Annotated in this window: 29 protein-coding genes and 1 tRNA gene; 13 read left to right on the top strand and 17 right to left on the bottom strand. The window is 63.6% G+C overall.

Going from position 1 to position 26,376, the window contains the following annotated elements; genetic code table 11:
* Nucleotides 1-1,059 carry an AI-2E family transporter gene (locus tag DEA8626_RS12525; protein ID WP_108853580.1) on the bottom strand — a complete coding sequence of 353 codons (1,059 nt, stop codon included), beginning with the start codon at nt 1,057-1,059 and terminating at the stop codon, nt 1-3.
* A gap of 219 nt (nt 1,060-1,278) precedes the next feature.
* Between DEA8626_RS12525 and DEA8626_RS12530 the strand changes: the two genes are divergently transcribed.
* Entirely contained in the window at nt 1,279-1,476 is a 198-nt protein-coding gene (locus tag DEA8626_RS12530) for a CsbD family protein (RefSeq protein WP_108853581.1), read from the top strand.
* 9 nt (nt 1,477-1,485) lie between these two features.
* The gene (locus tag DEA8626_RS12535) at nt 1,486-1,998 is read left to right on the top strand and encodes a pyridoxamine 5'-phosphate oxidase family protein (RefSeq protein WP_108853582.1); all 513 of its coding nucleotides are present in this window, start codon (nt 1,486-1,488) and stop codon (nt 1,996-1,998) included.
* Nucleotides 1,999-2,216: 218 nt separating this feature from the next.
* Here the strand turns inward: DEA8626_RS12535 and DEA8626_RS12540 are convergent, their stop codons facing one another.
* The 6 genes from DEA8626_RS12540 to DEA8626_RS12565 all read right to left on the bottom strand — a co-directional run bounded on the left by DEA8626_RS12540 (nt 2,217) and on the right by DEA8626_RS12565 (nt 6,127).
* The gene (locus DEA8626_RS12540; protein ID WP_108853583.1) at nt 2,217-2,804 is read right to left on the bottom strand and encodes a YdeI/OmpD-associated family protein; all 588 of its coding nucleotides are present in this window, start codon (nt 2,802-2,804) and stop codon (nt 2,217-2,219) included.
* A gap of 159 nt (nt 2,805-2,963) precedes the next feature.
* Entirely contained in the window at nt 2,964-3,917 is a 954-nt protein-coding gene (locus tag DEA8626_RS12545; RefSeq protein ID WP_181366440.1) for a DUF3618 domain-containing protein, read from the bottom strand.
* Nucleotides 3,901-4,311 (bottom strand): phage holin family protein, encoded by a 411-nt coding sequence (locus DEA8626_RS12550; protein WP_108853585.1) that lies wholly within the window; start codon nt 4,309-4,311, stop codon nt 3,901-3,903. The genes DEA8626_RS12545 and DEA8626_RS12550 overlap by 17 nt, the downstream gene beginning before the upstream one ends.
* Entirely contained in the window at nt 4,308-4,889 is a 582-nt protein-coding gene (locus DEA8626_RS12555; RefSeq protein ID WP_108853586.1) for a hypothetical protein, read from the bottom strand. Before DEA8626_RS12555 ends, DEA8626_RS12550 begins: the two co-directional genes overlap by 4 nt.
* A gap of 176 nt (nt 4,890-5,065) precedes the next feature.
* Nucleotides 5,066-5,920, bottom strand: a complete 855-nt coding sequence (locus DEA8626_RS12560; RefSeq protein WP_108853587.1) for a YihY/virulence factor BrkB family protein — start codon at nt 5,918-5,920, stop codon at nt 5,066-5,068.
* 3 nt (nt 5,921-5,923) lie between these two features.
* Nucleotides 5,924-6,127, bottom strand: a complete 204-nt coding sequence (locus tag DEA8626_RS12565) for a PLD nuclease N-terminal domain-containing protein (RefSeq protein ID WP_108853588.1) — start codon at nt 6,125-6,127, stop codon at nt 5,924-5,926.
* 312 nt (nt 6,128-6,439) lie between these two features.
* On the opposite strand from DEA8626_RS12565, the gene DEA8626_RS12570 reads away from it, so the two are divergent.
* Nucleotides 6,440-6,613, top strand: a complete 174-nt coding sequence (locus DEA8626_RS12570) for a DUF1328 domain-containing protein (protein WP_108853589.1) — start codon at nt 6,440-6,442, stop codon at nt 6,611-6,613.
* A 342-nt stretch (nt 6,614-6,955) separates the two neighbouring features.
* Here the strand turns inward: DEA8626_RS12570 and DEA8626_RS12575 are convergent, their stop codons facing one another.
* Both DEA8626_RS12575 and DEA8626_RS12580 read right to left on the bottom strand, forming a co-directional pair.
* A complete protein-coding gene (locus DEA8626_RS12575) occupies nt 6,956-7,849 on the bottom strand; it encodes a PRC-barrel domain-containing protein (protein ID WP_108853590.1) in 894 nt (297 codons plus the stop codon).
* 59 nt (nt 7,850-7,908) lie between these two features.
* On the bottom strand, nt 7,909-9,162 hold the full coding sequence (locus tag DEA8626_RS12580) for a DUF2254 domain-containing protein (protein ID WP_181366441.1): 1,254 nt from the start codon (nt 9,160-9,162) through the stop codon (nt 7,909-7,911).
* 213 nt (nt 9,163-9,375) lie between these two features.
* Here DEA8626_RS12580 and DEA8626_RS12585 point away from each other — a divergent pair, with 213 nt between their 5' ends.
* Nucleotides 9,376-10,494: an AI-2E family transporter gene (locus DEA8626_RS12585; protein ID WP_181366442.1), complete on the top strand. Its 1,119-nt coding sequence runs from the start codon at nt 9,376-9,378 to the stop codon at nt 10,492-10,494.
* 98 nt (nt 10,495-10,592) lie between these two features.
* Entirely contained in the window at nt 10,593-11,081 is a 489-nt protein-coding gene (locus DEA8626_RS12590; protein WP_108853592.1) for a hypothetical protein, read from the top strand.
* Between the two features lie 40 nt (nt 11,082-11,121).
* On the opposite strand, the gene DEA8626_RS12595 is transcribed toward DEA8626_RS12590, so the two are convergent.
* Entirely contained in the window at nt 11,122-12,540 is a 1,419-nt protein-coding gene (locus tag DEA8626_RS12595; RefSeq protein ID WP_108853593.1) for a pyridoxal phosphate-dependent decarboxylase family protein, read from the bottom strand.
* Between the two features lie 676 nt (nt 12,541-13,216).
* Here DEA8626_RS12595 and DEA8626_RS12600 point away from each other — a divergent pair.
* The gene (locus tag DEA8626_RS12600; RefSeq protein ID WP_108853594.1) at nt 13,217-13,564 is read left to right on the top strand and encodes a hypothetical protein; all 348 of its coding nucleotides are present in this window, start codon (nt 13,217-13,219) and stop codon (nt 13,562-13,564) included.
* 96 nt (nt 13,565-13,660) lie between these two features.
* On the opposite strand, the gene DEA8626_RS12605 is transcribed toward DEA8626_RS12600, so the two are convergent.
* From DEA8626_RS12605 to DEA8626_RS12615, 3 genes are all read right to left on the bottom strand, one after another.
* Nucleotides 13,661-13,792 (bottom strand): Hsp20 family protein, encoded by a 132-nt coding sequence (locus tag DEA8626_RS12605; protein WP_108853595.1) that lies wholly within the window; start codon nt 13,790-13,792, stop codon nt 13,661-13,663.
* A 10-nt stretch (nt 13,793-13,802) separates the two neighbouring features.
* Nucleotides 13,803-14,450 (bottom strand): dienelactone hydrolase family protein, encoded by a 648-nt coding sequence (locus DEA8626_RS12610; RefSeq protein WP_108853596.1) that lies wholly within the window; start codon nt 14,448-14,450, stop codon nt 13,803-13,805.
* Nucleotides 14,451-14,775: 325 nt separating this feature from the next.
* Nucleotides 14,776-15,654, bottom strand: a complete 879-nt coding sequence (locus DEA8626_RS12615) for a LysR substrate-binding domain-containing protein (protein WP_108853597.1) — start codon at nt 15,652-15,654, stop codon at nt 14,776-14,778.
* Between the two features lie 127 nt (nt 15,655-15,781).
* On the opposite strand from DEA8626_RS12615, the gene DEA8626_RS12620 reads away from it, so the two are divergent.
* Both DEA8626_RS12620 and DEA8626_RS12625 read left to right on the top strand, forming a co-directional pair.
* Nucleotides 15,782-17,341 (top strand): trimethylamine methyltransferase family protein, encoded by a 1,560-nt coding sequence (locus DEA8626_RS12620; RefSeq protein WP_108853598.1) that lies wholly within the window; start codon nt 15,782-15,784, stop codon nt 17,339-17,341.
* 18 nt (nt 17,342-17,359) lie between these two features.
* Complete coding sequence (locus DEA8626_RS12625) at nt 17,360-18,448, top strand: aminomethyl transferase family protein (RefSeq protein ID WP_108853599.1); 1,089 nt, start codon at nt 17,360-17,362, stop codon at nt 18,446-18,448.
* Nucleotides 18,449-19,076: 628 nt separating this feature from the next.
* On the opposite strand, the gene DEA8626_RS12635 is transcribed toward DEA8626_RS12625, so the two are convergent.
* The 4 genes from DEA8626_RS12635 to DEA8626_RS12650 all read right to left on the bottom strand — a co-directional run bounded on the left by DEA8626_RS12635 (nt 19,077) and on the right by DEA8626_RS12650 (nt 22,940).
* A tRNA-Thr gene (locus tag DEA8626_RS12635) sits at nt 19,077-19,152 on the bottom strand.
* Between the two features lie 106 nt (nt 19,153-19,258).
* On the bottom strand, nt 19,259-20,740 hold the full coding sequence (locus DEA8626_RS12640; protein ID WP_108853600.1) for a heme biosynthesis protein HemY: 1,482 nt from the start codon (nt 20,738-20,740) through the stop codon (nt 19,259-19,261).
* A gap of 6 nt (nt 20,741-20,746) precedes the next feature.
* Complete coding sequence (locus DEA8626_RS12645) at nt 20,747-22,084, bottom strand: COG4223 family protein (RefSeq protein WP_108853601.1); 1,338 nt, start codon at nt 22,082-22,084, stop codon at nt 20,747-20,749.
* A 133-nt stretch (nt 22,085-22,217) separates the two neighbouring features.
* Nucleotides 22,218-22,940: a uroporphyrinogen-III synthase gene (locus DEA8626_RS12650; RefSeq protein ID WP_108853602.1), complete on the bottom strand. Its 723-nt coding sequence runs from the start codon at nt 22,938-22,940 to the stop codon at nt 22,218-22,220.
* Between the two features lie 73 nt (nt 22,941-23,013).
* Between DEA8626_RS12650 and tsaD the strand changes: the two genes are divergently transcribed.
* Genes tsaD through DEA8626_RS12675 form a run of 5 tightly spaced genes read left to right on the top strand, consistent with a single transcriptional unit; the run spans nt 23,014 to nt 26,204 of the window.
* On the top strand, nt 23,014-24,108 hold the full coding sequence (gene tsaD, locus DEA8626_RS12655; RefSeq protein ID WP_108854045.1) for a tRNA (adenosine(37)-N6)-threonylcarbamoyltransferase complex transferase subunit TsaD: 1,095 nt from the start codon (nt 23,014-23,016) through the stop codon (nt 24,106-24,108).
* Complete coding sequence (locus DEA8626_RS12660) at nt 24,105-25,067, top strand: NAD(P)H-dependent glycerol-3-phosphate dehydrogenase (RefSeq protein WP_108853603.1); 963 nt, start codon at nt 24,105-24,107, stop codon at nt 25,065-25,067. Before tsaD ends, DEA8626_RS12660 begins: the two co-directional genes overlap by 4 nt.
* Nucleotides 25,068-25,069: 2 nt before the next feature.
* Complete coding sequence (locus DEA8626_RS12665) at nt 25,070-25,339, top strand: YciI family protein (RefSeq protein ID WP_108853604.1); 270 nt, start codon at nt 25,070-25,072, stop codon at nt 25,337-25,339.
* Nucleotides 25,339-25,752 (top strand): EVE domain-containing protein, encoded by a 414-nt coding sequence (locus DEA8626_RS12670; protein ID WP_108853605.1) that lies wholly within the window; start codon nt 25,339-25,341, stop codon nt 25,750-25,752. Before DEA8626_RS12665 ends, DEA8626_RS12670 begins: the two co-directional genes overlap by 1 nt.
* A 59-nt stretch (nt 25,753-25,811) precedes the next feature.
* Nucleotides 25,812-26,204: a DUF1761 domain-containing protein gene (locus DEA8626_RS12675; protein WP_108853606.1), complete on the top strand. Its 393-nt coding sequence runs from the start codon at nt 25,812-25,814 to the stop codon at nt 26,202-26,204.
* The last annotated feature ends 172 nt before the right edge of the window (nt 26,205-26,376 follow it).

A 26,376-nucleotide genomic window follows, 5' to 3' on the forward strand; every position in this document is an offset into this window, starting at 1 on the left:
TCAGGCGGTTTCGCTTTCCACGGGTCGTTCCAAGGGCGCGCCAATTGCATCGTTCAGAACCAATACCCAAAGGAGGAGCGGTATCGCCACAATCCCGCCGACCGGCCCCCAGAGCCACAGACCCGAGACGAGCGAGAGGAAAACGAGGAGCGGGTTGATCGCCATCCTGCGACCGACAAGCGCCGGTGTGACGAACTGACCTTCCGTCGCGTTCAGCAACAGAAACGCTGCCGCAGGAGCGATAGCGCGGATGCCGTCGAACTCTGCCACGCCGACGAAGATCAGCACGACGGCAAAGACCGCTGGTCCGAGGTAAAGAACGAAGTTGACCATGAAGGCGACGGCCCCCCACATCATCGCATCCTCGAGCCCGATGAGCCGCAATACGAGCGCCGTGACGATCCCGAGACCGGCATTGATGAGCGTGATCGTCAGGAAATACCGCGAAACGCTACGCTCGGCTCTGCGCAGACGGTGCGCAAGCTCGGCCCGTTCGCCCTGCGGAGAGAGCCGGAGTGACGTCCAGTCGTAGATCTCGCCACGCGTCAGGAGGAAGAAAAAGAGCGTTCCGATGAAAACCAGGACCTGCGCCAGGACGGCCGGTGCTGCAAGCAAGGCGTCAGTTACCGATGGCAGCGGCACCGCGTCCTCACCGCTCCCAACTGCCGGGTTGGCACGCGCTTCGGGCGCGATTGACCCCGCGAGTTCGTTCGAAACTTCGGCTAGACCCTTGAGCAGGCCACGGAGGCCCGTCACGATTTCACGCATGTCCGACCAGACCTTCGGCGCCTGTTCGACGAGCCGTGCGACAATTGGATGGAAGACCAGGATGAGGCTCGCCACGACGGCGAGCGTGAGAACGAGCCCCAAAAGCGCGCCCCAGAACGGTGCGAAGCCTCGTTCCTCCCAGAAATCGGACAGCGGCGATAGAACGACGCCCGCGACGAGCGCCAATGCAACCGGCGCAAGAATGTCACTCGCGAGGCTTAGCGCGGCGATCAGCGCAACCGTTCCCACGAAGATCATGGCGTGCTGCGCCAGCCGGGCGGTTGTGTCCACGATGTCCCCCTTCCTCTACTGGCCCATAAGCGAAACGCGGTCGATGGTGCCGCGGTTCCGAAGGGTGGTTCCGAAGAGATTCGGAAAGGGCAAACTGCGCGCGTCGCCGAAAGTGTGGTTTTCCGCCGAGCGCCACTTTGATCCCGGAACAGATCAATCTGCGTAGGCGTTGAGTGGGTACTGCAACCTTCCCCAGCAACTCAACCCATGGAGGACATAATGAACTGGGATCAAATCAAAGGAAACTGGAAGCAACTCAAGGGCAAGGCCCAGGCCAAATGGGGCGACATCACGGATGACGAGTGGCACCAGGCCGAAGGCCGCCGCGAAGAGCTCGTGGGCCTCGTTCAGACAAAGTACGGCCGCGCCAAAGACGAAGCCGAACGTGAGGTCGACGACTGGATGCGGAGCGTCTGAGGGCAAGCGATGGGCAACCGTTCGGAACTGCACGAGAATCCGCGCGCGAAACTCTTCGCGCATCTCGGCGAGGTCCGGGCGGGAATGCTCGGCGTGGAAGGGTCGGGGCAGCACATGCAGCCGATGACCCATTTCACCGATCCCGACAGGGCTGAGTTGTGGTTCCTGACTGGGATCGAGACAGACCTGGTCCGCGCAGTCGGGCAGGGTGCGCGCGCGCATTTCTGTTTCGTCGGAAAGGATCAGGACTTCTACGCCTGCCTTTCCGGTCTCTTGGAACAGGTCGAGGATCGCGAGAAGCTGACCGAAATCTGGTCGCCGCTCGCCTCGGCCTGGTTTCCAAAGGGGATCGACGACCCCGAGGTCTGTCTCTTGCGGATGACGCTGCATGAGGCGGCACTTTGGACCGTCACGGGCAGTGCGCTCGTCTTCGGGTTCAACGTCCTGCGCGCGAATCTGTCGGAGGACCGCGAGCCGGATCTCGGCGATCATGTGGTGATCCGGTTCGACGTCGCTGCCTGAGAAAAACCTCGAACGAAAGCGTCGCCGCGCCGCCCGAAAGGTCGGCGCGGCGTTTTTCTCCGAATGTCGCGAAAAGACTTTCGTTCGTATCGAGGAAGGGGGCGGGGTTCTTGATTTGCGCGCTGACGGCTGCCCGGCCTGCACCCTGGAAAATGCCGGGACGTTCGGGGCGGGCTCAGCGACGCTTCGAGCGCCGACCATGGTGCTGCCCATCGCAGTCAGCGGTCGTGCATTCCCTTGCCGTCGAGTATTCTCGGCAGGCATCTATCGATTCGCGACGATCGCGTGGCGGATTGCTTGGGTCGAGCAAAGTGAAGGACGTAGCCTCTTTGCCGTCCCGGAGTCAGCGCTTCGAACGCAGACCTGAACTCCGGGTTCTCACGCAGCGTTCGTGTCAGTTCATCGGGATACTCGAGATCGTCTTTCGGGAAGTCCACTTTCAGGCCGGCTTTCTCCACATCGACGGCTTCGCGGATATAGTCCTTCAGGATGTCCTGCATACCTGCGATTTCAGGCACGCTAGTTAACCTTGCCAACCGCACGGAACGCGAGTTCTTGCCAGGCGCGACGAGAATGCCATGGGGATCCTTTAGCAGAACGCCCTTGAAGAACGACAGCACGCAATGATCCTTCATTCCCCAGAGCGTTGCGACGTTGCCGCCGTCATACGTATAGCACGGCGAGCGCCATTTGAATTCCTCTGACACCGGGCAATCCAGCAGGATCGCTCTCAGCGCCAGCAGTTCCTCGCGCCATGTCTTTGCATTTGCGAAGAACGCCTCGACCTTGGGATTCGTTTCAGTCATTGTCCGCTTCCCTAGCCCTCCATGTGTTGCTTCGCAGTCGAACGCCGATGAGTCGCGACATCGGATGAAACAGGACCGGCGGGCATGTTTCAACTATCCCCGCCGATCCACCCCGCGTCTTGGGAAGGGGGACCTCCCGAGCGCCGGGATCTCTTGCGATCAGCCCGCGCTGGACTTCTTCGCTTCCGAAACGGCCCGGTCGCGGACGTCCTCGCCCAGGTCGGCGACCCGGTCGGCGGCAGCATCCGCCGCATTGCGCACCGATGACTTCAGTTCGTCCGCGACGCCCTCGGCGACCCGGGCGAATCGCGCGCGTTCCTGGCGCACCAAGTCGCTCGCCGCATCCATCAGCCGATCGCTCTCCTCGCCGAAGGCGTTGTCCTCGGTCCGCGTGCGCGGAAGGGTGGCGGCGAAAGCCGCACCGAGCGCGAGCGCGACTACGCCGGCGACGAGCGGATGCTCTTCGATAAGCCGACCCACTTCTCGACCGCCCTCACGGGCCGACCGCTGAACGCGCAGCCTCGCGGCATAGGCGTTCTCGCGTGCACTGACGATCCGCTCACGCGCCGCATCGGACAGACCTTCCAGGCCGTCGAGGAGGCTCTGCTTCATGTCAGAGGTGAAGTCGGCAAGGACCTTCGCCCGTTCGGAGGCGTAGTCGCGCAGGTCATCGGTGCGGTTGCGGGCATCGCGCTCGATCGAACGGAGCGTCGTCGATGCGCGTGACCTGAGAAGGTCGATCCGGTCGGACCAACTCGTGTCGGCTGGCGACCGGTAGCTCTCTGGCCTGGTATGCGTAGTAAACTCGTCGTGACGGGCGAAGCCCTGCCCGTTGCCGGAGGAATAGGCTGCTTCGTCCTTGCGAGATTTGCCGCCAAACACGAGCCAGGCGATCCCGGCACCCGTTAGCGCCAGCGCCAGCGGGTTTGCGCGGATGGCGCTGTCGACGGACTGGGTATAGGCGGCCGCATTGCTGCGGATCATGCCGAGCGCCTCTTTCGCGAGGTTGTCGATCGACACACGGTCCTGCAACTCGCCCAGTGTCGAGGACAGCGAGGCGCGGTCGCGTTCAAGTTCGGATTCAATTGCGCGGGGGTCAGTCTGATGTGTCATTGTCGACAATCTCCTTGAGTGTTTCGGCGTCGCGGCGGACATTCGAGGTCGTCCGGCGCGGCACAAGGTTTGAAGGCTTCAACGCGCTCAGTCCTCTGAGCGCGAAGATCAGTGCGATGAGCGCGAGCAGCGCCGCCACGGCCAACGCGGCCCAACCCGGCGTGAGGCCCTGTTCGACGAGCGCCGCGACGAGAGCGCCCGAAAGGACGTTCAGCGCCGACAGCGCGATCACGGCGGCGGCGACGACGAGAACGATACCCATGCCCGCGGTCCGCAGCTTTTCGTCGATCTCGGCCTTGGCCAGAGCGATTTCGCCGCGAACCAGCCGCGTGAGGCGATGTACGACATCGCCCAGAAGCGCGCCGGTCGATCTGAATTCGTGATTGCCGGTCACGATTGTGGCTCCTTCGAGGGCGCGGAGGACGTGCGTCCAGCCGGAGGTGTCGGGGCGACCGTCCGTGCCGGTGCGTATTCACTGCGACCGACCGGTACCGTGGCGTTCCCCGTCTCAGGCAGATCGGCGGCCTGGGCGACCGACGAGTGGTCACTCGTGCTGGCCATCGCGAAGCGCGCGATCGAGAAGCCGGCCAATGCGGCGCCTGCGACGAACGCGCCGGGATGCTGGCGCGCAAATTGCTCGGTCCGCTCAAGGATTGATTGGAGGTTTCGGCCGCGCAGATCGTCGGAAATCTCGCTCACACCGTCGGCCACTACGGTCAGGAGCCGACCCCGGAAACTCTGGTCGGGGTCGCCTGCTTGGTCTCGCAAACGATCCGCGAGTGCGTGACCGTGATCCGAAATGGCATCCTTGCCGGCTTCGGCACGCGCCTCTGCCGCATCCTTGAGGGCAGATCCGGCTTGGCCCGCAGCCTCTTCAACTTCCTTACGCGCCGTATTCAGGGCCTTCGCGCCAGTCGTCTTGGCCGTTTCGGCGACGTCGCTCACGGCCTTCTTGATGTTTTCTCGTGTCATGGTGATCTCCTGTTCACTCCGGTGGCTCCCGTCGGGCGCGGGGGAATGCGCCGATCGAGCCGGTTGTTCGGTGCCTTAGCGCGGTGAGTGTCCGGCGGATTCCGGGCTCGCACAGTCGTTTGTCCTGACCAACAAACGCCCATGCATCGCCTGGGTTCCCCGATTATCGCAGGAGATCACTCGGCTAATTGCGCACGCGTCGAATCAGCCTGCTCGAGCTCTGCATTGAAGGCCCCGCCAAGCAGCACGACATAGGCCGACAGGTAAAACCACATGAAGAGCGCGACCGCGGCACCGAGTGAGCCGTATACTTTATTGTAATTTCCGAAATTTCCGAGATAGATCGAGAATCCAACCGACACGATCAGCCAGACGAAACCTGCCCCTACCGCGCCCGGTGTAATCCAGGCGGGTCGGCTGCCGCGCCGGTTCGGCGCGTAGCGATAGAGAAGACCGAAGGCGAAGGTGATCACCGCGAAGGCGATTGCCCAGCGCAGGATGAAAAGCGCGATCTCCGTCACCGGACCGAGATTGATGAGCGAAAGTACGACCGGCGCGACCAGCACTACGACGACTGCCAGCAGCGCCGGTCCGCAGAGTGCGAGCGTGAGCCCGGCGGCCGAAAGAATGCGGCGCACGGTGCCCGGCCGATGCGAGATGCCGTAGGCGGCGTTGATACCGCGTACCAGCGAGGCGACGCCTGACATGGCTGACCACATCGCGAAACCGATCGAGATGAGCGTCGCCCAGCCGAGCGTCGCACCGGAGCCGCTCTCGATCAGACCCGTCACCTGCTGGTAGAAGATATCGTACACTTGGTCGGGCATGAGTGAGCGACTTGATTCGAGCAGACCCCGGATCTCTGCGGGATCGGCCACGAGACTCCAGATCAGCACGGCTGCGCCCAGCGCGGGGAAGATCCCGAGCACGATGAAGAAGCCGACACCCGCGGCGATCAGGCCGAGGTTCAACTCATCCATTCCGTTCCAGACACGGCTGAGCGCCGCGACGAATTTCTGTGTCGCGGGCATCCCTCAGACGCGGCGCGCCGAGGACCGAGGCCCTGCGATGAGCCAGATCAGGAAGCCGACGAGCGGCAGGATGATCACGAGCAAAGCCCAAAGCACCTTGCGCCCGGTCGACGCAGCAGAGCCGAAGATCGAGACGAGCGCCCAGACATCGAGGGCAAGAAGAATGAGCCCGCCGAGGCCGCTTAGTTCAAACATGTTCATCTCCATAGTAGTCCCGTCCTTTTCTGCCCACTCCCAACAACGCGTCTTGCCGGGCCCGGGTTCCGTCACGACGCTGCCTGCGGCACGAAGTCGTCCGCACCGATTGTGGGCCGCGCCAGCGACGGAGGCGAGGTGAAGGTCGAACCGGACGGGACAAAAGTGAGCAAACGTAATGGGATATGGCCGGGCAATCGCTCGCGATGGCGAGCCTGTGACGCCGGCACAGGCACCTCCGACAACGGGCACGCTTGGAACCAAGTCGCAGGTTTGGCGTTTAGAGGCATCTATGCAAGGAAACCACGGAAAGGAACCAATATCATGCTTGGATGGGCTCTCACCTTTCTCGTCATCGCGCTTATCGCGGCGGCCCTCGGATTCGGGGGTATTGCCGGCGCATCGGCGGGAATCGCCAAAATTCTCTTCTTCGTCTTCCTGGTTCTGTTCGTCGTGGCGATGGTCGCGCGGGCAGTTCGAGGCAAGCCGCCGGTCTGACCGGCCCAGCCGATCCCCGGATCCTTCCGCCACGTCAGCGCGGCGACAGGGTCGGACCACAAATAACCCCCGGCAGTCCTGATTGAGCAGGTGCCGGGGGTTTTCTGTATCTGACACTTGCGAAATTGGCTCTGCGCTTTAGTGGTCGGGCGGGCAAGTAGAGTGTGGCTTTGATTACTCCCGCAGCCCGACCCCCTGATCAGGCAGCGCCCGGAGGTGCGAAGTGGCAGGAGGGGATGAAGGCATCGCCGAACAAGAGCGCGGCCCGTCAGGGGGACGGGCCGCGCTGGTTTGCCAAGGGCTTGGTGTCGGGCCTTAGAAGGCGCGTTGAATGCCCTGCGATCAGTTGTTGTAGTCCGGAAGCGCTTCCAGTTCTTCGCGCGTCATGGGGACATAGACACGCACGTCGCCTCCGTCGGATTCGCGAAGGATATCGATTTGGCCGATCTCCAGCTCTACCGGCTTTTCGCCGATGCCAAGAAAACCGCCGACGTCGATAATTCCGTGCGTTACCTGGCCGTCATCGCTCAGCACGAGCTCGGAGATTTCCCCGATCCACTCGTCGTTTGCGTCATAGGCTGGGGCGCCCGTCAAACGTTCGGCGGTCAGATCTTCCTCGGTCGCCGCTTCGAAGCCGTCGCGCGCGATCGGATCGCGCATGGCCGTATCGGTAGCGTCGCCCGTGGTCTCTACCACCGGGTCGGCGGCCTCAGCCGTCTGCTCTGCGGGTTCCGCCGTCGGATCGGCGGTCTCCGCCATCTCCTCGGTGGTTTCTGCGGCAGTGTCTGCGGCATCAGCGGCCTTGTCGTCCGCGTGATCCCACGAGTACTCGGGCGCCTCTTCGAGATTGGCGCGCGACGCGCTCATCACGAGGAAGTAGTCCGCATCGTCGTCGGGCGTCGAATCGTCCGAGACGAAACGCAGCGCGCCCATATCGAGGGCGACCTGGCGTTCGCCGATGCCCAGGAAGCCGCCGATATCGACCAGAACGGCCTCAACGGATCCGTCACGCGACAGGATGACGTCATTGACCTCGCCGACATCTTCCCAGCCCTCCTGCACACCTTCGTAGGCCTCGCCTTCGATGGCGGCTTCGCTGGCGTGCACACGGTGGCCGATCAGTTCGGAAGCGTGGAGCTCCATCGGGTCGGCTTGGGTGCGGAACATGGCGTCCTGAGCGAAGGCGGCGGTGCCTGCGACTGCCAGGACAGCGGTGGAATAGAGAAGGTTCTTCATTGCTTGAGACTCCTTTGACGTTGCATTAAGCGCGCTTGCCAATGGAAACGCCGAAAGTCTCAGCTGGTTCCGTGCGCCTTGTCCGGAACCTTGGAAAGCGGGCCCGGCATCAAACCGGTCACCGACATGATGTCGCTGTCGCCGTGGTTCGCACGCTCAAGGTCGATCCGCATCGCGCGGACATGCTCGGCAATGACAGCGCGGGTCTCTTCGTTGCCGGTCTCATAGAGGCGCTGATAGGCCCGGGCGAGGCTCTGCGACATGAGAATGTTCGAGGATGCGGCACGGCGAAGCGGGGCGAATGCCTGATCGAAAAGCTGGCGGATCGATGCACCGGGCAGGATCACCCGCGCCGCGCCCTTATCATCGACAAGAACCTCGGGCCGCGGCTCGGACCGCGTGATCGACGACAGCGCGCCGGAGAGCATGTCGGTGACCGCCAGCGCCGTGAACGTGTCGTTGACCCCGGGCGACAATGCGCGCAGCGCAATCTCGACCATGAGGTTGAGCGAGAAATTCACAACCTCGGCATCCGATCGCGCGGGTTCCTGCCGCACGACGTCTTCGAGCGCTCCGAATATCTCTGCGTCCGTATCGCCGGCGATGCTCATCACCGGCGTTTCCTTCAGAAGGTATTCGCCGGGCATATGATCGACCCTAACGACGATGTCGCCCTGCGTCGCGAGCTTGCGCAGGGTGCCGCGGTCGAGTTGCGCGAGATAGCCCGCCTGTCTGGTTTCCGCGGCTGGCCGGAAGGCGCTGTCGGGAGGCAGGGCGACGTCGATCTCGCTGTTTTCCCGAAGCCTCAAGAGGTCGCGTTCAAGTCGTGCGGCGATCTTGGCAAGCTCATCGTCGATGGAGACGGACTGCGCCACGGTGCGCACGAACCAAATGAGTTGCACAACCGCCATGAACGCTAGAAACCCCGAACCCAGTGCCGCGATCCGCGGAACCTGCCCCGCGGAGGTGCCGAGCGCGACGATAGAGTAGAGAAACGTACCGCCTAGTAGTCCGGCGGTGATCTGATTTGTCCGCTCGGTCGTGAAGCGCTTGAGCAGCCGCGGCCCGATGCTGGACGCCGCGAGCGTGAAGACGACGAGCGTCAGGGAATAGGCCAGCGTCAGCGCCGTCATCGCGCCGGTTGCCACGATGGACAGGATGCTGTGCGCCGAGGCGGCTTCGACCGTCAGGAGCCATTTGGGCGTTCCAAAGGTGCGCTCGGCCTGAGTGGCGACCCAGCCAAGCAGCCCGATGGCGAGCGCGAGCGATGCGGGCACCGTCAGGAGCGCGTTGAATGGTGTTCGCCAATGCATCGTCGCACCTCGCGAGGTAGCGGGCCCGGCTTCGTGCCGTCCGGCCCTCTTCAAGGAGTTGTCGCAGGAAACGCGACCGGTGACGACCCCCGGGGCGCGGGCCGGCCATCCCTTGGTCGCGCGGGAACAGAAGTGGCCGCTCGCGCGTTGTGGGTCGGGCGATGCATCGGCGCGACGGGGATATTCATGGATCATTCCGCCAAAGGAACACAAGTGAGCGATCCCGAGGCGGCGCTGGCGACCCATACTGTTGCCATCCGCCGCTACCTCGGCTTCATCGCGTTCTTCTGCGCATGCATTGCCCTGTTCTTCGCCAAGCAGGTCGTTCTGCCCTTCGTGCTCGCCATTCTTCTGGCGCTGACGCTCAGCCCCGTGACCCGCTCCTTGGCGCGCCTTGGCGTTCCGCCTTTCTTCACCGCGGTGATCCTGATCGCCGGCGTTGCGACGACGGTCGCTGCCGGTGGCTACTTGCTGAGCGGGCCGGTTTCGGACTGGATTGACGACGCGCCGAACATCCAGCGCGAGCTTGAGCAGCGCCTGCGCGGCGTCACGCAATCGATCGAGACCGTGAAGAAGGCGTCCGACCACGTTGAGGAGCTCGCCGAGACAGCAACCGATCCGGGTGTCGTGAAGGTCGCGATAGAGCAGCCCGGGATCGTCGCCTCAGCCATGCTCAACGTCGCGTCGTTCGCGACGACGGCGCTCGTCGCCCTGATCCTTGCGCTCTTTCTGCTCGCCTCGGGAGACATGCTCTACGTCAAGCTGGTTGAAAGCTTTTCGCGCCTCAGCGACAAGAAGCGCGCGCTCAAAATCGCCTATGGCGTGGAAGAGAGCATTTCGCGCTATCTTCTGTCGATAACGTTGATCAACGCCGGCCTCGGTCTGGTCGTCGGAGTGGGCCTCGCGCTCATCGGCATGCCGCAACCCATCGTCTGGGGCGCAGTGGCATTTCTGTTCAACTTTCTTCCCTATGTCGGCGCGGTCGCGGGGATCGGGCTAGCCACGATCGTCGCCATCGTCAGCTTCGATTCCTTCGGCTACGCGATGCTCGTGCCGGTCTTCTATTTCATCGCTACGTCGATCGAGGGCCATGTCGTCACGCCTGTCCTTGTCGGCCGGCGGCTCGAACTGAATGCGGTGATGATTTTCGCAACGGTCGTGTTCTGGGCGTGGCTTTGGGGCTTCGCGGGGGCCTTGCTCGCGGTGCCGTTCCTCGTCTGCCTCAAGGTCCTTTGCGACAACGTGCCGGGTTTGTCGGTGATCGGCAACTTCCTCGGATCATCGGACATCCGCGGTCGATACGACCCACTCAGGAACGAGGCGGACGCATAACGGCCAGGGCCCGTCCGGGAACCAGCCAAGAGGCTTCGGCGTTCTTGTGGGATAGGCCGCATCTCAGCGGCGGCGTGAAACCATGAAGGAGCATCAACATGATTCGCAAACTAGCCTTTGTGACGTTCACCGGCCTTGGGGCCCTGGTGGCCTTGCCGGCCGTGGCCGATACAATCGTCCGTGAGGTGGATGTAAGCGTCGATATGGATGCGCTGCAGAACGCCAATGCGGCGGCGCATTGGTCGGGACTCGCTGACGATCTTGAGAACGCGATCGTCGCGGCCTTGGTCGGCCGGACCGGCGAACAGGGCGCGAAAATCTCTGTCGATATCGACGAAGTCGAGCTGGCCAGTACCTTCCAGTCGGCGGTTGGCGTGGCCGATTCCCGGCTTTCGGGGGACGTCGGCATCACGCATGACAGTGACAACACCAAGTTCGACAATTACGAACTGACGGTGACGTTCGAGCAGGCCGGGCCGTTCTTCCTTCCGGGCACGGACCTGGCGGCGATAACCACAGATAGTCAGGAATACTACGACGCCATGATCGCGACCTTTGCCGATCACGTCGTGAACAAGCTCGACTAGAGCGAACGAGGCGGGCGGCGGTGTATCGCCGCCCGCTGCCTCACGCCTGAGCCTTCGCCGCCTGATCGAGCAACACCGCTAGCGCGTCGATATCGGCCGCAGAGGTCATGCCGTTCGTCGCGCAGACGCGAACCACGTCGGTGCCTTCGAGCTTGGCAACAGAGAGCCACGCCTCGCCGGTGCCTAGAACGTCCCGGACGATGTCGACCGGTGGCGGCGCGCCGTCGGGAGCATGAAGGCAGAGCACGCCGGCAGACGGGTCGTTCGCGACAGTCCAGCGAGACGCACAGACCCGATCTGCGAGCTGTTGCACCAGCGTCACGGCGTGCTCGACATGGGCGGCATAGCCCGCCCATCCGACGGACGCGAGCGACAGGAAAAGCCGCAGGCCGAGGAACCGTCGCGACCACTGTATCGAATTCACGTAAGGGTCCGTGCTTGGCAGGTTGGAGGGCATGTAGCTCGCCGAGACCTGGAACGCTTGCGAAAGGACTTCGGGCCGGGCCGTCAGGAACATGCCGCAGCCCATCGTCGTCGCGAACCATTTGTGCGCATCGATGGTGACGGAATCCGCCGCCACGATCCCGTCGAGAAGCGGTGCCAGTATCGGCGAGGCGATCATCGCGCCCGCCCAGGCTGCGTCGACGTGCAGCCAAAGGTCATGCTTGGCCGCGATCCGCGCGCAATCGCGCAAGGGGTCGATCATCCCGGCATTGGTCGTCCCGGCAGTCGCCGCGATCATGACCGGCACACAGCCCGCCGCGATGTCGCGTTCGATCGCTGCGACGAGTGCGCCGGCATCCATGCGACCCGAACCGTCGGTCGCGACAAGGCGCGCCGCTTCACGCCCGATTCCGGCCTGATGCGCGATCTTCAGCCAGGCGAGATGGCTTTCGGCCGAGGCGTAGAAGACCGGCCTACCGCTGAAGGCGAAGACCCCCTCAGATCCGAACCCGTCGTTTGCCTGCGTCAGGGCGCAGGTGAGCGCGGTGGCGTTCGCCTCCGCTCCGCCGCTGGTAAAATGGCCGCCCGATCGGTCGGGAAGGCCCGCGCGCGCGGCGACGGCGCGGATCATGTGCGCCTCGATCTCGACGCAGACGGGCGCATGGGACCAGACCGCGAGTTGCGGGTTGAACGCCGCCGCGATCCGGTCGGCGCATTCGGAGGGAAAGGTCGGCGCGGGGTTGAAAAGGCCGAAATACGACGGATGCGTCATATGCACGATTCCCGTTTCGAGCGCCGCCACGGTCCAGCCGAGGAGATCCGTGAGGTCGCGCGCCGCAGCGAAATCGACCGCCGCCAAGGCCTCGCGATACGCCGCGAGGTCGGCGCCCGGCGTCACCGCTGACGCGCGGCGCCCCGTGCGTGAGGCCGCGAGCATCCGGGTCAGTTCGGCGTCGATCCGTTCGCGATCCGACGCCGTCGGAAACAGCCCCGTTCCCGTGTCCTCAAGGTTCATCCGCGCGCTCCTATCCCCTTGATGGGCCGCTGCTCAGACTATGCAAAGGGCACCTGCGCGCCGACCCGAAAGATGTGCTTTCGGCCAAAAGTCGCCAGGCGCCCCGAACGGATCAAGCGCTTCCTTAGTCGCATCGCCCAGCCCGATGCGATTGCGAATGGCGAATGGCGAAATGCGGCCTCACGTCCTTAGCACGCGGTAAAGGGCCGGGATCACGAGCACCGTCAGCAACGTGGACGAGGTAAGGCCGAACAACAGCGATATCGCTTAATCAAGTGACATTCCCGAGCGGGGTCATCGCAGAGAGTGTCGGAACCCCTGCCGCTTGCATGGTTTGCCATCAGCGTCGGCAGTACTCCTCCCGCGTCGAGACGGCGGTCGATGGGCTTGAGCCCGACACGGCATCGCCCGACCTTAGCTTTATAAATGTCCACTGCCGCGCGGCAGCCGCGAGCTTCATGGGCGCCGCTGCGCATGGTGTCTACGAATATTCGGGCATGGCCAATGCGGCCCGGTTCGCCCACGTCCCAAGCTTCGATACGTGTACGGAATGCCACGATCCGCATACTTTCGACGTCAAGGCTGCAGGCTGCGCGAGTTGCCACAAGACCGATGACATGCAAGCCATCCGAACGCGCGAGGGCGATGCTGATGCGGACGGTGACACGGCCAAGGGGTGGCCGGCGATATCGCGACCTTGCGCGATGCGCATGGCCAGGCGATTGGCGCGTGTGCCGCTGACGTCGCAGGCGCGCCCGTTATCTACGCGCCCGGCAACTATCCTTATTTCTTGGCGGATCTGAACGCGAATGGCCTGCCGGACACTGACGAACTGGCCTATTCCAACCGCTATCAAAGCTGGACGTCGAGGCTACTGAAAGCCGCCTACAACTATCAGTTCGTCGCGATGGATCCCGGCATCTACGCGCATAACCCGGCCTACACACAACAGATACTGATCGACAGCCTCAAAAGTCTGAGTGCGGCTGTCGAACTGGACGCGCATGGATGCACGCGGCCCTGACGGCTGGAGGCGCGGTGCTGAAGAAAAGACGCAGCGGCAAAGCCCTTGCTGCGTCCTCGTCTTTGCCGAACGGCCCATGCGGCGCCCGGTCCGGGCTCAGCCCTTGCCAATCTTGACCTTCCGGATCTTTGTGACCGCGTCCTTGGGCTTCTCGATGCGCAGCTTGAGCACGCCGTCCTTGAACGACGCCTCGACCTTGTCCTCATCCGGCGTGAAGCCCAGAGACATCGAGCCGAGTTCAGCGGATGTGGGCCGAAAACCAGGACGCGGAGAGTTTCACGACGGCGGTGAGCGTGCCGGGTTCTTCGAAGAGGTGCGAGGCACCGGGGACGATCTTCAGCTCCTTCTCGCAGCTGAGCCGTGCGAAGGCGTCTTCGTTCAGGCCGATCACCGCAATATCCGCGCCGCCGACGATGAGAAGCGTCGGCGCCCGAACCGCGACGAGCGCTTCGCCCGCGAGGTCGGGCCGCCCGCCGCGCGACACTATCGCATCCACGTCGTCCGGCCAGCGCGCGGCCGCGACCAATGCCGCCGCCGCCCCCGTCGAGGCGCCGAACATGCCGAGGTCGAGGCCCGAAGTCGTGGGTTCGGACCTCACCCAGCGAAGTGCATCACCGACGCGGTCGGCAAGCAGCGCGATATCGAACACTATATTACGGCGTTGGGCCTCCTCCTCGGTCAGAAGGTCGAACAGCAACGTCGCGAAACCCTGTTTCTGCAGCTGCTTCGCCACGTAGCTGTTGCGTGGGCTGAACCGGCTGCTGCCACTGCCATGCGCGAAGACAACCAGCGCCGTGGCGCCGTCCGGCCGGCCGAGCATAAAGTCCAGTCCGAAGCTTTCGCCCAAAACGGGGATGACACCAGTCTGGTTCACGTTGCGGTCCATGTCATATTCAGTAGCTGAGCCCTTGGGATATCGCGTTGACCGCCGTCAAACGCAGAGCGGCGCCATCAGCCACCGGCGGCAAGGATCGGCCCGAGCAGATCGTCGTAAAGCCGGTCGACGCCCTCGCCATTGAGGTGATCCGTATCGAAATGATAGGCCGGATCGTCGAGCTCTGCACTGAGGTCGTGCAGAGGAATGCCAAGCGGCGCGAAGCGCGCGCGGAGCGCGGCATCGAACGCTCGCAGCGTGCAAAGCAGACCTTCCTGAATGAAGCAGAAGGCGTTCCGAAGGTCAGGCCGTCGGCGTCAGCCGCACGCCGCCCGGCCTATTTGGAAGCGGTGGCCATTTGTAACAGCCAGTCCGCAAAGGCGCCGACGTGCGGATCGCGCGTTGCTCCCGGCTCATGGGCAAGGAAGTACCCGTAGTCGTCCAGCTGATGATCCGTCAGCCGTACCAGGAGGCCGGCCTCGATTTCACGTTCGACAAGCGCGTCGTTCAACGCGATGCCTTGTCCGTCGATCACAGCCTGCACGCGCACGTTCGGGTCGGCGATGGTCAGCACGTCTGTGCGGTTGGTAAAACGCAGGCCCGCTAGGCGGTTCCAGTCCTCCCAGGCGCGCGAACCGCTGCGGTCTGCCAGAAGCGTCAGTTTCCCGATCGCCGCTTCCAGCCCAACTTCACGTATGAGCGCGTGCGCTTCCGGCGGTCCGGTGGCGAAGGCCGGACAGAGGAACAAAGGCCGGATCGTCACGTCGGTCCAGTCACCGCGGCCCCAGCGGATCGCGAGGTCGATACCCTCGGCCCCAAGTTCGGACAGGTCGATCATCGGCTGGATGCGAAGTCGCACGCGGGGATGGGTCTTCATGAACAGCATCAGCCGTGGCGACAGCCAGCGCGAGGCGAAATAGGTGGTGACTCCGATGGTGATCGGCCGTTCGGAGGCCATGCGCAGATCGGCGATCCGGGCCTCAACTGTGTCAAAGGCCGCACCCAGCGTCATCCAAAGGTCCTGTCCCTTCGGCGTGAGGGAGATGCCGCGTGGCAGCCGATTGAAGAGTGGAAAGCCGAGGGCCTGTTCCAGTCCGCGAATCTGGTGGCTGACCGCGCCCTTGGTCAGGTTGAGTTCTTCGGCCGCGGCCGCGAAGCTTTTGTGGCGCGCGACAATGCTAAAGATGCGCAAGCTGTCATAGTGATGAAACCGCATGGTTACCGTATAATTATCCTATACCATTGGGACAATTCGTTTCTCTTGTCCTCTGTCAAAATATCAGCACCAATATAGGTTCACGCGGCGATCTGCCGCCAATAACCACGTCACAGAGGGTCAAAGCATGCTATCCGAACGTGCGCTCCCACCGCAGCCGTCGCTTCCCGAGCGTCGGCGTGGTGGACGGGCGCGGCGCGCGGCCGGCGGGGCCGGTGCAACGAAAGCGGGCCTGGTCCTGCGCCGGATACCAACCTACGAGTTGTTGGGCGAGGAGGCACTCCTTGCGCTCGAAGAACAGGCCGACTGGATATTGTCCGAGATCGGCATTGAATTTCGCGGCGACGCCGAGGCGCGAAGGCTCTTCGCGGCGGCTGGCTGCAGCGTCGAGGGCGACCGCGTGCGCTTTCAGCCTGGCCAGGCAACCGCGCTCTGTGCCACCGCCCCGGCGGAGTTCACGCTTCACGCCCGCGACCCGCATTACTCGGTCGCGCTCGGCGGCGATCACCTCGTGCTGATGCCTGGCTACGGTTCACCCTTCGTGACGGACCTCGACCGTGGCCGGCGCTACGCGACGATCGAGGATTTCCGGAACTTCGTGAAACTTGCCTGGATGTCGCCATGGCTACACCACTCGGGCGGCACGGTCTGCGAGCCGACCGACATCCCGGTCAACAAGCGCCATCTCGACATGGTGCACGCACATCTGACGCTCTCGGCCAAGCCCTTCATGGGCAGCGTCACCGCACCCGAGCGTGCCGCGGATTCGATCGAGATGTCGCGTATTGCATTCGGCGCAGACTTCGTGGCGGAAAACGCGGTGATGCAGGGCAACATCAACGTAAACTCGCCGCTGGTCTTCGATGAGACCATGTCCGGTGCGCTCCGCACTTATGCCGAAGCCGGCCAGTGTGTCTGCGTCTCGCCGGCGATATTCGGCGGCGCGATGGGCCCTGTCACGCCCGCCGCGGTCGCGGCTCAGACCCATGCAGAGGCGATGGCGGGGATCGCGCTGGCCCAACTCGCCCGACCTGGCTGTCCGATTGTCTATGGCAGTTTCCACAACACAATGAGCCTCAAGACCGGATCGCTGACCTTCGGTAGTCCAGAGGCGAACCTCGTTACTCTGGTGCTCGGCCAGCTCGCCCGCAGGCTCGATGTTCCGGTCAGATCGGGCGGCGGCCAGATCACGTCGGCCAATTCCGCCGATGGCCAGGCGATGGCAGATAGCACCTCGGCGATGTGGGCGACGCTGCTGTCCGGCGCCAACCAGGTCTGGCACGCGGCCGGCTGGCTCGAAGGCGGGCTGACCATGGGCTACGAGAAGTTCGTGATGGACCTCGATCAGTGCGGCGCGATGCTGAGAATGATCGAGGGCATGGAGGTCAATGCGGGCACCCTTACCCCCGAATCCTATCGTGAGGCCGGTCCGGGCGAGAACTTTCTTTCGACCCGGCATACCTTGCAGCATTTCGCCACCGCGAACTTCATTCCCGATATCTCCGAGGGCGGTGCTTTTGAGCGCTGGGCGGAGGACGGCTGCCGCACCGTCGAGGAGCGCGCCAACGACCGATGGAAGGCGATGCTCTCCGCCTACGAGCCTCCACCGATCGACCCTGGCGTTGACGAGGCGCTCACTGAGTTCGTCGCCCGACGGAAGGCGGCGATGGGCGACGACTGGTATTGACGCGAAAGGACAATAAGGATGACCGAACCCCTCAGCCGCGCCTCTGCGCTCGCCTCACGCCACGCCGCTCTCGGCTCGGGCCTTGAGGACTGGAACGGCATGGGCACGGCATGGAGCTATGCCACCGATACCTGCGACGAGCACGACGCAGTACGCGAGGCGGCTGGCATGTTCGACATGTCGCCCCTGAAGAAGGTTTTCGTGCGCGGCCCCGACGCGGCTGCGGTGCTTGACCATCTGACGACGCGCGATATCGGCCGCATCGCGCCGGGCCAAGCCGCCTATCTCTCTGTCCTGACCGAGGCGGGCACGATGGCCGACGACGCGATCGTATCCAACAACGGCGGCGACGAGTGGATGATCGTCCACGGCTCCGGCGACACGATGGCGCATCTTCGATCTTCGGCCGCGGGACAGAACGTCGAAGTGGCGCTCGACGACGATCTGCACGATATCTCGGTCCAGGGGCCGAAGGCTTTGGCCATTCTCGATTCCGCAACGTCGGTGGACCTCGCTGGCCTTCCCTACTTCCACCATATGCCTGCGCAGCTTTTCGGCCATCCCTGCCGCATCTCGCGCACCGGCTACTCCGGCGAGCGGGGCTACGAGATATTCGCGAACGCATCAGCCGTCGAAGATATCTGGGATCAGCTCGTCGGGGCCGGTGTCATGCCCTGCTCGTTCACTGCGCTGGATAAGCTGCGGATCGAGGCGGGGCTTCTCTTCTACGGTTACGACATGACGGACGCACATACCCCTTGGGAGGTCGGGTTGGGCTTTACCGTCAGCCAGACGAAGGGCGAATTTCGTGGCAAGGCTGCACTTATGGCAGCGAGGGGCGGGGAACGGATTCGCAACGCCGGTCTTGTCGTCGATCACAGCGATGCCGCCTCGGGCCTGCTGTACTTAAACGGTCATGAGGTAGGCGCGATCAATAGTCCCTGCTGGTCGCACCGGCTAGGGAAATCGCTCGCGCTCGCACACATCCAATCCGGGATCGCGGATGGCACGGCGCTCGAGGTCCGAGGTGACGCGATCGAAACGACCGCCCACGTCGCATCGCTGCCGTTCTACGACCCGGGAAAGTCGAGAACCCACGCGAAATAGGCTTGCAGGCCCGTAGAACGCTAGATCCGATCGGTGCAGCACCGACCCTATCGACCAATTCGTGACGGTGATCGATCATTGCGTCGCCGCCCTGCGGCCTCTCCGGACCGGTCGTTGATCCAACGCGCAGCATCTCGACCGCCGGAACTTCGACTTCGCGCAGACAAACTTGTCATTCGCCGTTGCATTGCGAGCAGTTGCTCTCGGCGCATCGCAGCAAGAAACAGCAATCCCGCGTGTCGGTTTTGCCGCCGGTTTCGTCGCGACACTCGCGACGACGGTTCGGATTCGTCGGTCCAGCGTCTTTCCTGCTATTGGCGAGATTGCGAGTGGACACATCGCCGCCGCCGCAGGGCGCGAACCGATGGGCGGGATCGCGATGTAGATCTCGTCGAAGTCACTGACCTTGTACGGTTTCTCCTTCAGCTTGACCGTTCGAACATTCGCATCTGTCAGAAGTATCCGGTGGCATCCCGGTTCCGCTAACTTTGCGATACCCCCGGAATTGCCCCCAATCTTGGGGGCATTCTACTGCACGCTGTCAGGCAACACTGAACAAACAGGACATCGCAAAGATCTTGTGTGCGGGGCTTTGATGAGTGTCATCGACCAGTATTTGACAGAGAAGTGGTGCCGGTGAAGGGACTCGAACCCCCGACCCCATCATTACGAATGACGTGCTCTACCAGCTGAGCTACACCGGCACTTCTCGTCAGGAACACCTTGTCCTGATCGCTGCCCCGGCGTGGTGTCGACGGGGCTCGGTGGCGGGCTGATAGCATCATCGTGGGCGGCTGTGTAGCCCCAATTTCAGGCTTTCTGGCCGACTTCTTCGTCAAGGATCAGCGATTGCCCGTCGTCGTCGTCGGACAGCACCTCCGAAGCGGGCAGGACATCGTCGGCCGCGTCCGTCGCGGCGTGCCCGACAATGAGCGGCAGCATGTCCGACCCGTTCGGCATCTGCACGGTGGCGAGCGGTGGTTCGCGCCATGAAAGCGTGTCGAACCCACCGCAATTGTCACAGGTCGGCGCCCAGTCGCCATGAATGCTCTGGCACTTTTCGCAGACCCACTGCGGCCCACGGCTGGCCGTAAGCGCCCGCGTGAGCCAACCGCGAACCACCGCGTCGTCCTCTCCCTGAGCGCGTGCGATTGCGGCCATGACCGTCAAGCTGCGCGCGGTCGGATGAGTCTCGGGTAGATCGCCCAGCGCGCGGCGGGCGGCGGGGAAGTCCTCGGCCGCAATGTTCAACTCGGCCCTAAGAAGCTTCGTTTCCTCATGGTCGGACTGCGCAGCTAGCAGCGTCTCGAACCGCTTGAGGCGCTCAGCGGGTGTTTCATCCGGGGCGATGCGTGCGAATGCTGCGGCGAGATCGGGATGCGGCTGCGCGGCCCAGGCCTTTTTCAGCACGCGCGCGGCATATTTGGGCTTGCCGCCCTGCACGTAGCTGTCGGCGGCCAGAACGGCCGCCGGTATCAGGTCGGGCGACAAGCGGTTGGCTTCGATCGCCGCTTCGCGCGCTTCGATGCTCGCTTCCTCGGAAAACACGTCCCGCGCCTCCTGCAGTGCCAGGACGGCATCGCGACGCCGGTGCACGTCGCGCGGCAGCAAGCCCTGTTTCAGTTTCGTTCCGATGACCTGGCGCGCACCCTTCCAGTCGCCGCTTCCGGTTTGGAGCTGCAGCAGCGTGTCCTGCACATCCTCGTGCTTCGGCTTCATCGAGAACGCCTTTTCGGCGAGCTTCAGGGCGGTTCCGGTGTCGCCCTCGGCCAGCTTCTGCTTCATCAGCCCGCGCACGCCGACGAACCGCGTTCGGTCATCTGCGAGGAGCCGCTTGTAGACTTCCGTCGCGCGCTTCGTATCGCCCGACAACTCTGCAGCCTGCGCAGTGAGAAGATTGGTGAGCTCTGGCCGGTGCAGATACCTCTCCGCCTTCGCAGCCTGGGACATGGCCACTCGTCCCTCGCCTGATGCAAGCGCCATCAGCCCGTCGGCCAGTGCCTGAAAACCTTTCCGCTCGCGGTTGCGGTCGAAATAGCGACTGATCGCGGTTTCGTCGCCGTTCAGGAATCGCAATACCGCAACGCCGAGACCCGCAAGCTTCAGTGCCAGCCAGAAGATGAGCAGAAGAAGAAGAATACCGATCAGAGCCTGAATCGGACCGAGCGAGAATTCCATGTTCGCGAGCGAGATTCGGATACCGCCGCCTGTTTCGGCGAGATATGCCGCGCCGAGCGTCAGCGCGGCCACCACCGCGACAAACAAGACGATCTTGATGAACGACCAGATCATGAACCGTTACTCCATCGCGCGGCTGATTTCATTCACAGCTTCCACCGCATCCATGCGGCGTTGGGCGAGCGCTACCCACTCGGCCATCCGGGCCTGGCCATCCGGTGGCAAGGCCTCAATTTCAGCTACGGCCAAGGCCAGGTCTCCCGCCTTCAGCGCCGCCTCGGCCCGTGACAGGACCGCATCGGGGTCATCGCCCGCCCTTGGGCTAAGCGACCGCGCGCCGGTCTGACTGCGCACAAAGGCGCCGAGCCGGTCCCACGCACCCCCCTCGACGGTTTCTTTCAGCGATACACTGAGCGCATCGCGCGCGGCCGGGGCAAACGCCTCGCGAAGCGCCGCCTCCGTAGGCACACCCTGGGATTGCTCTGCCAATGCCGGCTGTATCTCTACTCCGGTCGCTTTCAGATCGGCCAGCGCGGGGTCGAGTGCCGCACCGCTGTCGAGGGCCGAGCGCAGCCGGCTCAGCGCGGCACGGGCGGCGGCCGACGTTGCTGTTTCGGCCGCTTCCTGGCGCAACCGCTCGGCCTCATCCGCGATCGCGGCCATCTGCTCGGATGCGGCTTGCGCGGCATTCTCGATAGCTTTCTGTGCCTCGTCAGCCGTCGCGCGCTGGTCGGCGATCTCTTCGCGCATCGCCTCCATCTCGCGCCCGAATGCCTCGAGCGCGCTGGCCGAGGCCGCGCCGCTGGCAGCGGGACGTTTCTCCAGCTCGACAAGCCGTGCCCCCACATCGTCCAGCGCTCCGGACTGATCGCCCAGGCGCGCCTCGATCGAGCCAAGCGCGCCTTGTAAGTCGGCGATCCGTGCGTCAAGCGCATCGGTTCGTTCGGTAACTACGCCTTCGGTCACCTTGTCTGCCAGTTCGGACTTCAATGCGGCGACGTCCTGAAGCAGTTCCGATATGCGGCCGTCCTGCACCGAGAGTCGTTCATTCAAGGCGTTCAGCTCGTCGCTCGGAGCCTCTGGTCTGAGAAGATCAGGCATTACGTATGTCGCGGCACCGAAGCCCAATCCGGCCGCAATGACACCGCCAAGAACCACGGGAACGAACCCGCCCCGCCGGGGGCGTTCGGCGGGCGCCGTGGCGCGAGGTTCGTCCGGCGTCTCTTGCTCAGTGACGGTTTCCGGTTCCGACGCGCCGCCTTCCACCGGATCGATGGACGGATCAGATTCGGCAATCGCTTCGGCTTCAGAGCCGTCGGTAGCGGCACCCTCCGCCGGTTTGGAGTCGAACCCCGTTTCGGCGTTCGTTTCGGCTTTGAAGTCATCGGCTACGCTCAAAGCGGCACCGACATCCTCCATCTCGCTCTTGAACTCTTCGGATTGTTCGCTTTCCGGCAATTGGGCCGATTCTGTTCGCTTATCGGAGTCGGTCTTGCGGGATCTGGCCACTGAAAACTTCGCCTCCACAGCATCAAACTCATGCGACCGGGCAGCCCCGGTCAGTTCAATCTAGTTGCCTAGGCGCGGCGCCTCAAGCCGTCTTATCCGGGCGGGCAAGCGCGCCGAGGGCCGCGAGCATGGACGGGTCATCCGGCTGTTCGGCGACAACGAGGCGTCTGGCCGGTATTTTGTCGGCGGCGCGGGCGACCGCAGGACTCATCGCCGCTATGAAGAGTGCGGCGGCGGGGTCTGGAAAGGCTGCCGCAGCAATTATTGCTGCGCGCGGCGAAAAAAGCGGCAGAAGGATCGGCGCATCGCGCTGGGTGAGGCGCAGGGCCTCTGGCGTCGGTTCACACGATTGCTGATCATAAACGACGACTGGAATTGTCTCTATTCCAGCGGAACTGAGCTCCGTCGCGATATTTCTCGCTGCGTGGACTGCGCGCGGCCATAGAAATGGACGCCCCGCATAATCGCGCCGGATCGCCTCGACGAGGCCGGCGGCATTGCCTGGTCCAACGCGGGTCCGGAAGCCGCAACGCAATGCGGCATCTTCCGTGCGCCGTCCGACGCACCAGGCGGTCCCTGCCCGCCGATTGATCAGACGCGCATAACCTGCAACTGCGTTCTCCGAAGTGAATATCAGGTCGAACTCATGCTCGGGCAAATCGCCGGGGTCGAGATAGGCAATTCGCATGAGAGGTGAGATGACAATCGGCCAGTCCGCTCCGAACCGCTCGCGAAACGCCTCGGCGAAACGCTGCGACTGCGCTTCAGGCCGGGTCAGGAGCAGGGTGGCACGGGTCGGCTTCAATGGTGTCCTCGGGATTGTACGGCTTGTCCGCCGGTGCTACCTGCCGGATATGGCAGTCACAACCGACCGCGGCATGGGCAACACGATCACAATCCTCGGCGTGGAATCAAGCTGCGACGACACCGCAGCGGCCGTCGTGCGCGATAGCGGTGGGCGGGCGGAGATCCTGTCCTCCGTTGTATACGGCCAGACCGGCCTGCACGCGCCCTTTGGTGGCGTCGTGCCGGAAATCGCGGCGCGCGCTCATGCCGAGAAGATCGATCTCTGCGTCGAAGAAGCACTGAAGACCGCCGGATTGTCGCTCGACAGCCTCGACGCCATCGCTGTCACGGCTGGACCGGGACTGATCGGCGGGGTGATCGCGGGGGTGATGTGCGCCAAGGGCCTCGCGGCGGGGAGCGGCCTGCCGCTGCTCGGGATTAACCACCTCGCGGGCCATGCGCTTACGCCGCGACTGACCGATGCGCTCGACTTTCCCTATCTCATGCTGCTTGTCTCGGGCGGGCACTGCCAGTTCGTAATCGTCGAGGGGCCGAACAGCTTCTCGCGGCTTGGCGGGACGATTGATGACGCGCCGGGCGAGGCCTTCGACAAGACCGCCAAACTGCTTGGCCTGCCGCAGCCGGGCGGGCCGTCGGTCGAATCGGCGGCGCTCGGAGGAGATCCAGCACGCTTCGACTTTCCGCGTCCGCTTCTAGATCGGCCGGGCTGCGATATGTCGTTCTCGGGGCTGAAAACCGCACTTCTCAGAGCGCGCAACGCGGTGGTCGCCGAAAAAGGCGGCCTGACGGAGCAGGATCGCGCCGATCTTGCAGCAGGATTTCAAGCCGCCGTCGCAGATGTGCTCGCAGAGAAATCGCGGCGTGCGATCAGCGAATACATCGCGCTTGCACCCGCACAACCTGTCCTTGCGGTGGCAGGAGGTGTCGCAGCAAATCAGACAATTCGTGGCATACTAGAGACTGTTTGCACGAATGCTGCCGTTCACTTCGTTGCTCCGCCTCTTGCACTTTGTACCGACAATGCCGCCATGATCGCCTGGGCGGGAATCGAGCACTTTCGCCTAGGCTTGGTCGACGAGGCCGAACTCGTGGCGCGGCCGCGCTGGCCGCTCGATCCCTCGAAGCGTTCGCTGATCGGCGGTGGGAAAAAGGGGGCAAAGGCATGAGTGTTGCCGTCCTCGGCGCGGGCGCTTTCGGCACGGCGCTCGCCATTGCGCTGGCGCGTCACGACGCCGATGTCACGCTTTGGGCGCGCGACACCGATGTCGTCCGCCTGATGAGCCGCGATCGGCAGAATGAGCGAAGGCTTCCAGGCGTTCGCTTCCCCGCTCGATTGGCGATCACATCCGAGATCGGGACGGTGGCTTCCGAGATCGTTCTCCTGACGGTTCCGATGCAGCAGCTGGCGGGATTCCTGACCTTTCATTCGGCAACGCTGAACGGTCGCATCCTCGTGAGTTGCGCCAAGGGGATCGATCTCGCGACCCAACGCGGCGCGACGGATATCATCAGCGCGGCCTGCCCAGAGGCACAGATTGCGGTGTTGACCGGGCCGAGCTTTGCCGCCGACATTGCGCGGGGGCTTCCAACGGCGCTGACGCTTGCCTGCCGCGACGATCGCACGGGTGCCGCGCTGCAAGAGGCTCTCTCCACACCGGTCCTCCGCCTCTACCTCAGTAGCGATGTGCGGGGCGCGGAGCTGGGCGGCGCGCTGAAGAATGTGATCGCGATCGCCGCAGGCGTGGTGGTCGGGGCGGGCCTCGGCGACAGCGCGCGCGCGGCGTTGATGACCCGGGGCTTCGCCGAGATGAACCGCCTTGCGATACGGCTTGGCGCCCAGAGCGAGACGCTGGCTGGGCTGTCGGGATTTGGCGACTTGGTGCTGACCTGCACGTCTGATGGCTCGCGCAACTTCCGCTACGGCCGCGCGTTGGGCGCGGCCGAGAAGTTCGATCCCCAAACGACCGTGGAGGGCGCTGCAACTGCTAAAGCGGTCTCTATCTTAGCCAAAACGCTCGATCTTGAGATGCCGATAGCGGCCATGGTCGCGGCGCTTGTCGACCGGAAGATTTCGATAAGCGACGCCATGTCGCAACTTCTGTCGCGCCCACTCAGGAAGGAATAGCCATGCTCTTCACCTTGATGCGCCACGCTAAGCCAGAACAATCGCAGACGCCGCTTGGCACACGCACCGCCCATTTGAACCGCATCGAACAGACCGGCATCGTGCGCATGACGAGCCCGCCGATCGCGGACGGAGGAATGCGGGGGTCGGTGATGGCCCTCGACGCGGACAGCACCGCCGACGCGGAGGGCTGGGTGGCGGGCGCCCCCTACACGGCGCCAGGGCTGTTCGATAGCGTGACTGTCATGGATTTGAAGAAGGTGATCGGCTGATGTCATACTGGCTTTTCAAATCGGAACCCGACGCTTGGGGCTGGGACCAGCAGGTTGCCAAGGGCGACGCGGGTGAGGAATGGAACGGTGTCCGCAACTACCAGGCGCGCAACAACATGCGTGCGATGAAGATCGGCGATCGCGGCTTCTTCTATCACTCCAATGTGGGGAAGGAGATTGTCGGCATCGTCGAGGTATGCGCCGAAAGTCACCCGGACAGCACGACTGACGATCCGCGCTGGGACTGCGTCGACATCCGCGCGGTGAAGCCGTTTCCGCGCCCGGTCACGCTTGATGAGATCAAGTCCGATCCGCGCCTGACAGAAATGGTACTGGTGAAGAATACACGTCTGTCAGTGCAGCCAGTGACCGAGAGTGAATGGAAGATCGTCTGCGAGCTCGGCGGCCTGTAGACCACACGGCAGAGGTGCGGCATCATGCCGCCCGATAATAATGTGCGCGGGGATACGATATGGAACTCATCAGCGTGATTGTGGCGGCGGCGGCGGGATATGGCTTTGGCGCCTTCTGGTACATGAGCTTGTCCAAGCAGTGGGTCGACGCCTCGGGCATCGCGGTCGACGCAGAGGGCAAGCCCGCAAACAAGAGCATGGCGCCTTTCGTAAAGGCCGGTGTGGCGATGCTGGTCGTGGCCGGCATGATGCGCCACGTGTTCGGAATGTCGGGAATCGATAGCTTCGGCGCCGGGCTCGTCGGGGGATTCGGACTGGGCGCGTTCATTGCGCTGCCTTGGATCGTAACCAACTACGCCTATTCGGACCGGCCAAAGATGTTGACCTATATCGATGGCGGCTATGCCGTTCTCGGGAGCTCGATCATCGGAGCGGTCCTGGGGCTGTTCTAGACGATACAAAGGGCCCCGACCGCCCGGCCGGGACCCTTCGCCACCCCGTGTGCACCCCTGCACCGTGTGAAACTGAAAAGGTCTCGGCCGTCCTGGCCTGTTGAGATCACGCTAGGCGCTGACCTCGATTCTGGCAAGCGATCTCTAGTGAAAATGTCGTTCAAAATCAAAC

Origin of the sequence: Defluviimonas aquaemixtae, assembly GCF_900302475.1 — a bacterium.
GTDB lineage: Bacteria > Pseudomonadota > Alphaproteobacteria > Rhodobacterales > Rhodobacteraceae > Albidovulum > Albidovulum aquaemixtae.

Excerpts from the sequence above, each read along its gene's own strand:
- DEA8626_RS12595 (WP_108853593.1), bottom strand. The coding sequence starts at position 12,540 with ATGAACCTTGAGGACACGGGAACGGGGCTGTTTCCGACGGCGTCGGAT.
- DEA8626_RS12570 (WP_108853589.1), top strand. The coding sequence starts at position 6,440 with ATGCTTGGATGGGCTCTCACCTTTCTCGTCATCGCGCTTATCGCGGCG.
- DEA8626_RS12625 (WP_108853599.1), top strand. The coding sequence starts at position 17,360 with ATGACCGAACCCCTCAGCCGCGCCTCTGCGCTCGCCTCACGCCACGCC.
- DEA8626_RS12535 (WP_108853582.1), top strand. The coding sequence starts at position 1,486 with ATGGGCAACCGTTCGGAACTGCACGAGAATCCGCGCGCGAAACTCTTC.
- DEA8626_RS12530 (WP_108853581.1), top strand. The coding sequence starts at position 1,279 with ATGAACTGGGATCAAATCAAAGGAAACTGGAAGCAACTCAAGGGCAAG.
- DEA8626_RS12660 (WP_108853603.1), top strand. The coding sequence starts at position 24,105 with ATGAGTGTTGCCGTCCTCGGCGCGGGCGCTTTCGGCACGGCGCTCGCC.
- DEA8626_RS12675 (WP_108853606.1), top strand. The coding sequence starts at position 25,812 with ATGGAACTCATCAGCGTGATTGTGGCGGCGGCGGCGGGATATGGCTTT.
- DEA8626_RS12540 (WP_108853583.1), bottom strand. The coding sequence starts at position 2,804 with ATGACTGAAACGAATCCCAAGGTCGAGGCGTTCTTCGCAAATGCAAAG.
- DEA8626_RS12575 (WP_108853590.1), bottom strand. The coding sequence starts at position 7,849 with ATGAAGAACCTTCTCTATTCCACCGCTGTCCTGGCAGTCGCAGGCACC.
- DEA8626_RS12670 (WP_108853605.1), top strand. The coding sequence starts at position 25,339 with ATGTCATACTGGCTTTTCAAATCGGAACCCGACGCTTGGGGCTGGGAC.
- DEA8626_RS12560 (WP_108853587.1), bottom strand. The coding sequence starts at position 5,920 with ATGCCCGCGACACAGAAATTCGTCGCGGCGCTCAGCCGTGTCTGGAAC.
- tsaD (WP_108854045.1), top strand. The coding sequence starts at position 23,014 with ATGGGCAACACGATCACAATCCTCGGCGTGGAATCAAGCTGCGACGAC.
- DEA8626_RS12590 (WP_108853592.1), top strand. The coding sequence starts at position 10,593 with ATGATTCGCAAACTAGCCTTTGTGACGTTCACCGGCCTTGGGGCCCTG.
- DEA8626_RS12640 (WP_108853600.1), bottom strand. The coding sequence starts at position 20,740 with ATGATCTGGTCGTTCATCAAGATCGTCTTGTTTGTCGCGGTGGTGGCC.
- DEA8626_RS12545 (WP_181366440.1), bottom strand. The coding sequence starts at position 3,917 with ATGACACATCAGACTGACCCCCGCGCAATTGAATCCGAACTTGAACGC.
- DEA8626_RS12605 (WP_108853595.1), bottom strand. The coding sequence starts at position 13,792 with ATGTCTCTGGGCTTCACGCCGGATGAGGACAAGGTCGAGGCGTCGTTC.
- DEA8626_RS12615 (WP_108853597.1), bottom strand. The coding sequence starts at position 15,654 with ATGCGGTTTCATCACTATGACAGCTTGCGCATCTTTAGCATTGTCGCG.
- DEA8626_RS12620 (WP_108853598.1), top strand. The coding sequence starts at position 15,782 with ATGCTATCCGAACGTGCGCTCCCACCGCAGCCGTCGCTTCCCGAGCGT.
- DEA8626_RS12555 (WP_108853586.1), bottom strand. The coding sequence starts at position 4,889 with ATGACACGAGAAAACATCAAGAAGGCCGTGAGCGACGTCGCCGAAACG.
- DEA8626_RS12610 (WP_108853596.1), bottom strand. The coding sequence starts at position 14,450 with ATGGACCGCAACGTGAACCAGACTGGTGTCATCCCCGTTTTGGGCGAA.
- DEA8626_RS12565 (WP_108853588.1), bottom strand. The coding sequence starts at position 6,127 with ATGGAGATGAACATGTTTGAACTAAGCGGCCTCGGCGGGCTCATTCTT.
- DEA8626_RS12665 (WP_108853604.1), top strand. The coding sequence starts at position 25,070 with ATGCTCTTCACCTTGATGCGCCACGCTAAGCCAGAACAATCGCAGACG.
- DEA8626_RS12580 (WP_181366441.1), bottom strand. The coding sequence starts at position 9,162 with ATGCATTGGCGAACACCATTCAACGCGCTCCTGACGGTGCCCGCATCG.